Source organism: Aestuariivirga sp., assembly GCF_044239095.1.
Taxonomy (GTDB): domain Bacteria; phylum Pseudomonadota; class Alphaproteobacteria; order Rhizobiales; family Aestuariivirgaceae; genus Aestuariivirga.
Window position 1 is genome coordinate 1 of sequence record NZ_JBIICB010000276.1, and the last position, 5622, is coordinate 5622.

The 5622-nt window shown below is 64.8% G+C and carries 5 protein-coding genes; 2 read left to right on the forward strand and 3 right to left on the reverse strand.

Annotated elements, in window-relative coordinates:
- Positions 1–386 precede the first annotated feature (386 nt).
- The 3 genes from glcF to ACILRA_RS18965 are packed head-to-tail and all read right to left on the reverse strand — an operon-like array spanning position 387 to position 4308.
- Complete coding sequence (gene glcF / locus ACILRA_RS18955) at positions 387–1667, reverse strand: glycolate oxidase subunit GlcF (RefSeq protein ID WP_395663623.1); 1281 nt, start codon at positions 1665–1667, stop codon at positions 387–389.
- Positions 1667–2818, reverse strand: a complete 1152-nt coding sequence (glcE, locus tag ACILRA_RS18960) for a glycolate oxidase subunit GlcE (protein WP_395663624.1) — start codon at positions 2816–2818, stop codon at positions 1667–1669. The genes glcF and glcE overlap by 1 nt, the downstream gene beginning before the upstream one ends.
- Positions 2818–4308 (reverse strand): FAD-linked oxidase C-terminal domain-containing protein, encoded by a 1491-nt coding sequence (locus ACILRA_RS18965; RefSeq protein ID WP_395663625.1) that lies wholly within the window; start codon positions 4306–4308, stop codon positions 2818–2820. The genes glcE and ACILRA_RS18965 overlap by 1 nt, the downstream gene beginning before the upstream one ends.
- Positions 4309–4400: 92 nt before the next feature.
- On the opposite strand from ACILRA_RS18965, the gene ACILRA_RS18970 reads away from it, so the two are divergent.
- Together ACILRA_RS18970 and ACILRA_RS18975 are read left to right on the forward strand one after the other, a co-directional pair.
- Complete coding sequence (locus ACILRA_RS18970) at positions 4401–4781, forward strand: c-type cytochrome (RefSeq protein ID WP_395663626.1); 381 nt, start codon at positions 4401–4403, stop codon at positions 4779–4781.
- A 69-nt stretch (positions 4782–4850) separates the two neighbouring features.
- Positions 4851–5615 (forward strand): (Fe-S)-binding protein, encoded by a 765-nt coding sequence (locus ACILRA_RS18975; protein ID WP_395663627.1) that lies wholly within the window; start codon positions 4851–4853, stop codon positions 5613–5615.
- Positions 5616–5622: the final 7 nt, after the last annotated feature.

Here is a 5622-nt window from a genome sequence, read left to right on the forward strand (position 1 = left end):
CTCATCCGGCCTTTGGCCACCTTCTCCCATCCTTCGGACGGGAGAAGGGGAAGCTGTCAGATCATGTGTCCCTTCTCCCGTCGCAACGCGATGGGAGAAGGTGCCCGAAGGGCGGATGAGGGCTTCTGTCCGCGAGTCCCGGAGTTGAAGCAGGCCCTCATCTGGCCTGTCGGCCACCTTCTCCCATCCTTCGGACGGGAGAAGGGAATGGGGATCTTGCAACGTCCCCTTCTCCCGTCGCGGCACGCGATGGGAGAAGGTGCCCGGAGGGCGGATGAGGGCCTCTGTCCGCGAGTCCCGGTGTTGAGGCAGGCCCTCATCCGGCCTGTCGGCCACCTTCTCCCATCCTTCGGACGGGAGAAGGGACTGGTGGCCGGTGTGCTGCCTCATCCCAGCTTCGCTGGTTTCGGTCCGCCATAGGCCCAGTCGAGAAGCTCGGCGGTGTGGAGGATGGGAATGCCGGTGCCGCTGGCGATCTGGGTGATGCAGCCGATGTTGCCGGTGGCGATGGCTTGAGGCTTGAGCTGCTCGATGTTGGCGACCTTGCGGTCTCGGAGCTTGGTGGCGATCTCCGGCTGGAGGATGTTGTAGGTGCCGGCCGAGCCGCAGCAGAGGTGGCCTTCCGGCACGTCCATGACGGTGAAGCCGGCGCGGCGCAGCAGTTTCTGCGGCTCGACTTTAAGCTTCTGGCCGTGCTGCATGGAGCAGGCGGAGTGATAGGCGAGGGTGAGGCCGCCCTGCGCTTCCGGCAGGTTCTGGGCGAGCAGGAATTCGGTCACGTCCTTCGCCTTGGCGCTGATTGCCTTCGCCTTTTCCGCATAGGCGGGATCGAGGCGCAGCATGTGGCCGTAGTCCTTGATGGTGGTGCCGCAACCGGATGCGGTGATGATCACGGCGTCGACATCGGCCTTGATCCATTGGTCGATGGAGCGCCGCGCGCGGGCGAGCGCATCTTGCTCTTTGCCCATGTGGTGGGTGAGGGAGCCGCAGCAGGCTTCCTCGCCGGAGACGACGACCTCGAAGCCGAGGCGGGTGAGAAGCCGGATCGTTGCGGCATTGATGCCGGGGTCGAGCACGCTCTGGACGCAGCCCATGAGCAGCGCCACGCGGCCTTTCCGTTTGTTTTCAGCAGGATAGGTGCCGGGCTGGCCCACGGGCTCCGGCGTCGGCATGGGGCTTGGGACAAGGCTCAGCAGTGCCCCGATCCGGGTGGCGCCCATGGCCTTGGCCACGGGTGCGAGCGGTGAGGCGAGCTTTGCGCCGATGAGGGAAAGCCGGAAAAACCCTGGCCGTGGCATGACATAGGCCAGAACATTGCGCAGCAGCCGCTCGAACAGCGGGCGCTTGTAGGTTTCTTCCACATGGGCGCGGGCTTCGTCGACCAGGTGCATGTAGTTCACGCCCGAGGGGCAGGTGGTCATGCAGGACAGGCAGGAGAGGCAGCGGTCGATGTGCTTGACCGTTTCTTTGGTCGCGGGCTCGCCGCTCTCCAGCATGTTCTTGATGAGGTAGATGCGGCCACGCGGACTGTCGAGCTCGTCGCCCAACAGCACGTAGGTGGGGCAGGTGGCGGTGCAGAAGCCACAGTGCACGCATTTGCGCAGGATCGTATTGGCCTCGGAAATGCGAGGATTTTCAAGCTGTTCGGCAGTGAAACTGGTTTGCATCAGACGCCCCGGTACATGCGGCCTGGGTTGAGGAGATGGCGCGCGTCGAAGGAGTTCTTGACGCGCGCCGACAGGGCCGCGAGGGCTTCGGCCTGGGGCTGGAAGACATCGGCGGCGGCGCGCACCGCTTCCGGCGCGCGGATAAGCGTTACGTGGCCGTTGCGGACGGCGGCGCGCACCAGGGCCTCGGAAGCATCCGGCGTGGGCGGTACTTCCAACCAGATGAGGCCTCCTGCCCAGTCGAAAAAGTATCGAAAATCGATGCTGCCGGTGAGGTTTTGGATGATGCCCGGTGCATCCGACGGAGCAACCGAGATGCGCCACAGCGGATGGCGCGGATTTTCTGCAAACATTGCCGCGTCGCGGATCGCGCGCCACTTGGCAGCAGAACTTTTTGCAGCAAGAACCTCGATCGGGGTTCCAAGCGCGCGGGCGAGCCGGTCCCGGCGGTAGGCGACCGAGGGCTCGATGCCTTCGAGGCGGAGGTAGACGGCCTCGCCCGGAACATGCGCGGCAGCCGACACCTCGCAAGCCGACTGCATGGCGAGGCTCATGGCGCGGACGGCGGCTTCATCGTTGAGGCCGGTCAAGGCCACGGTCTCCTCCGTCTCCGGCGCGGGCAGCACCTTGAGGATCACCGAGGTGAGGGCGGCGAGCGTGCCGTAGGAGCCGGTGAGCAGCTTCGGCAGGTCATAGCCCGTGACGTTCTTCACCACCCGGGCGCCGGCCTTGAAGACGTCGCCTGCACCCGTGACACCGCGGACGCCCAGGATATGGTCACGCACCGCGCCCGACTTGAGGCGGCGGGGGCCGGAGAGATTGCAGGAGACGAGCCCGCCCAGCGTGCCGCTGTGGGCGCTGCCGAGAAGGGCGGACCAGTCCGGCGGCTCGAAGGCGAGCTGCTGGCCGCGCGCCGCGATCAGGGCCTCGACCTCCGAGAGCCTGGTGCCTGCCCCTGCTTCGAGGATCAGCTCGTCGGGCTCATAGGCGATGATGCCGGCAAAGCCCGACATGTCGAGCGTGGCGGCGGCCTGCACGGGCCGGCCGAGGCCGCGCTTGGTGGCCGTGCCGATGATCTCGACAGGCGCATCGGCCGTCCGGATGAACTCCGACAGTTCGGTCTCGCTTGCTGGCTTCACGGCACTGGTCATCAGAATCTCGGAATGTCGGCGAAGGGAAGCTGGCCGCCCTTCACATGCATGCGGCCAAGCTCGGCGCAGCGGTGCAGCGTGGGGAAAACCTTGCCGGGGTTGAGCAGGCCCTTCGAATCGAAGGCGCATTTGACGCGCATCTGCTGGGCGAGATCCACTTCGCTGAACATCTCGGGCATCAGGTCACGCTTCTCGATGCCGACACCATGCTCGCCGGTGAGCACGCCGCCGACCTTGACGCAGAGCCTGAGGATGTCCGCGCCGAATTTCTCCGCCCGGTCGAGCTCGTCCGGGTCATTGGCATCAAACAGGATCAGCGGGTGCAGATTGCCGTCGCCCGCGTGGAAGACATTGGCGACGCGCAGGCGATGGAGCCGCGAGAGGTCCGCCATGCCTTGCAGCACTTCCGGCAAGCGCTTGCGCGGGATGGTGCCGTCCATGCAGAGATAGTCGGGCGAAATGCGCCCCACGGCGGGAAAGGCCGCCTTGCGGCCCGCCCAGAACAGCATGCGCTCTTCCTCCGAGGTCGAGATGCGGAGCGTGGTGGAGCGGTTGGCCTTCGCAATCGCGGAAACACGCGAAATCAGATGATCGACCTCCACCTGCGGCCCGTCGAGCTCCACGATCAGCAGTGCTTCGACGTCGAGGGGGTAGTCGGCATGGACGAATTCCTCCGCCGCATGAATCGCCGGGCGGTCCATCATCTCCATGCCGCCGGGGATGATGCCGGCCGAAATGATGTCGGCTACGCATTGGCCCGCATCCTCGCTGGAGGGGAAGCCGACCAGCACGGCGCGCGCCGTCTCGGGCTTCTGCAGGATGCGCACGGTGACCTCCGTGACCACGCCCAGCAGGCCCTCGGAGCCCGTCATGATCCCCATCAGGTCATAGCCCTCGCTGTCGAGGTGCTTGCCGCCCAGCCTGATCACCTCGCCGGTGATCAGTACCATTTCGAGGCCCAGCACATTGTTGGCGGTGAGGCCATATTTGAGGCAGTGCACGCCGCCGGAATTCTCCGCGATGTTGCCGCCAATGGTGCAGGCGATCTGCGAGGAGGGGTCGGGCGCATAATAGAAGCCCTTGTGCTCCACCGCCTTGGTGATGGCGAGGTTGGTGACACCCGGCTGCACCACCGCGCAGCGGTTGGCATAGTCGATCTCCAGCACGCGGTTGAACTTGGCCATCCCCAACAGGATCCCATCCGCCAGTGGCAGGGCACCTCCGGAGAGCGATGTGCCGGCACCGCGCGGCACCACCTTGATGCCGTTTGCGTAAGCGTATTTCAGGATCTCGGATACTTGTTCCACCGTCTGCGGCAGCACCACGACGAGCGGCATCTGGCGGTAGGCGGTGAGCCCGTCCGTCTCGAAGGCGCGCATCTCGATCGGGGCTTCGACCACGCCCTCGCCCGGCACGATGCGGCGGAGTGCGGTGGCGATATCGGCGCGGCGGGCGATGGTCTCCGCGTCGGGAATGGGCATGGTCAGCATTGCAGTGATCTTTTCCGCTGGAAGCACGTTTAAATTGTCGAATTAAGACACGGACCGTTCAATTTGCAACGAAAGATAACCGGAGAGCACGCATGAAGACGTCAATGTTTGCGTTGTTGGCCCTGCTGGCCCTTGCCCCTGTCACCCAGGCCCAGGCCTCAGGTGATGCCGCAAAGGGAGAAAAAGTCTTCGCCAAATGCAAGGCCTGCCACGTGGTGGATGCCGAGACCAACAAGGTCGGCCCGCACCTCAAGGGTGTCATCGGGCGGAATGTCGCAGCGGTCGAGGGATATAAGTATTCCGCGGCGATGCTGGAATTCGCCACGGCCAACCCCCAGTGGACGGAGGAGCTTTTCGTCAAGTACATCGAAAATCCCAAGGCCATGGTGCCGAAGACCAAGATGGTGTTCCCCGGCCTCAAGAAGGAAGAAGACAGGGCTGACCTGCTGGCTTTCCTCAAGACCAAGATGTGACGCCCTGACCCTTGCGGGCGGTTGCGGGGGCTGGCAAGACTCAGAACCCGCGATTGCCCCTGAGGTTCCATGCCTGAAAAATCCCCGCGCGTCGGCCTGTTCGTTACCTGCCTTGTCGACCTGTTCCGCCCCTCCGTCGGCTTCGCCGCGGTGAAACTTCTGGAAGATGCAGGCTGCCGGGTGGAAGTGCCCGAGGCCCAGACCTGCTGCGGACAGCCCGCCTTCAACTCCGGCGACAAGGCGGATGCGGCGGCGATTGCCCGCAATGTGATTGCCGCCTTCAAGGGCTTCGATTTCGTGGTGGCCCCTTCGGGCTCCTGCGGGGGCATGATCGTGAAGCACTATCCGGAACTCTTCGAGCCGGGCAGTGCGGACCACGCCGCGGCTGTCGAACTGGCCGGGCGCACCCATGAGCTCGTCTCCTTCCTCACCCGTGTGATGAAGGTGGACAGGGTGGAGGCCAGCTTCCCCGCGCGCGCGACCTATCACGACTCCTGCTCAGGCCTGCGCGAACTCGGCATCAAGGCGGAGCCGCGCAAGCTGCTGGCCTCGGTCGAGGGCGTGAGCCTGCGCGAGATGACGGATGCGGAGGTCTGCTGCGGCTTTGGCGGCACCTTCTGCGTGAAGTATCCCGGCATCTCCGACAAGATGCTGGAAAAGAAGTTGAAGCACATTCACGCCACCGGGGCCGACACGCTGATTGCAGGCGACCTTGGCTGCCTCATGAACATGGCCGGCAAGCTCAAGCGCGAAGGATCGCCCGTGAAGGTGCGCCACATCGCGGAGGTGCTGGCGGGCGACAAAGCAACCCCGCCCATCGCGGAGGCCGAATGATGGATAT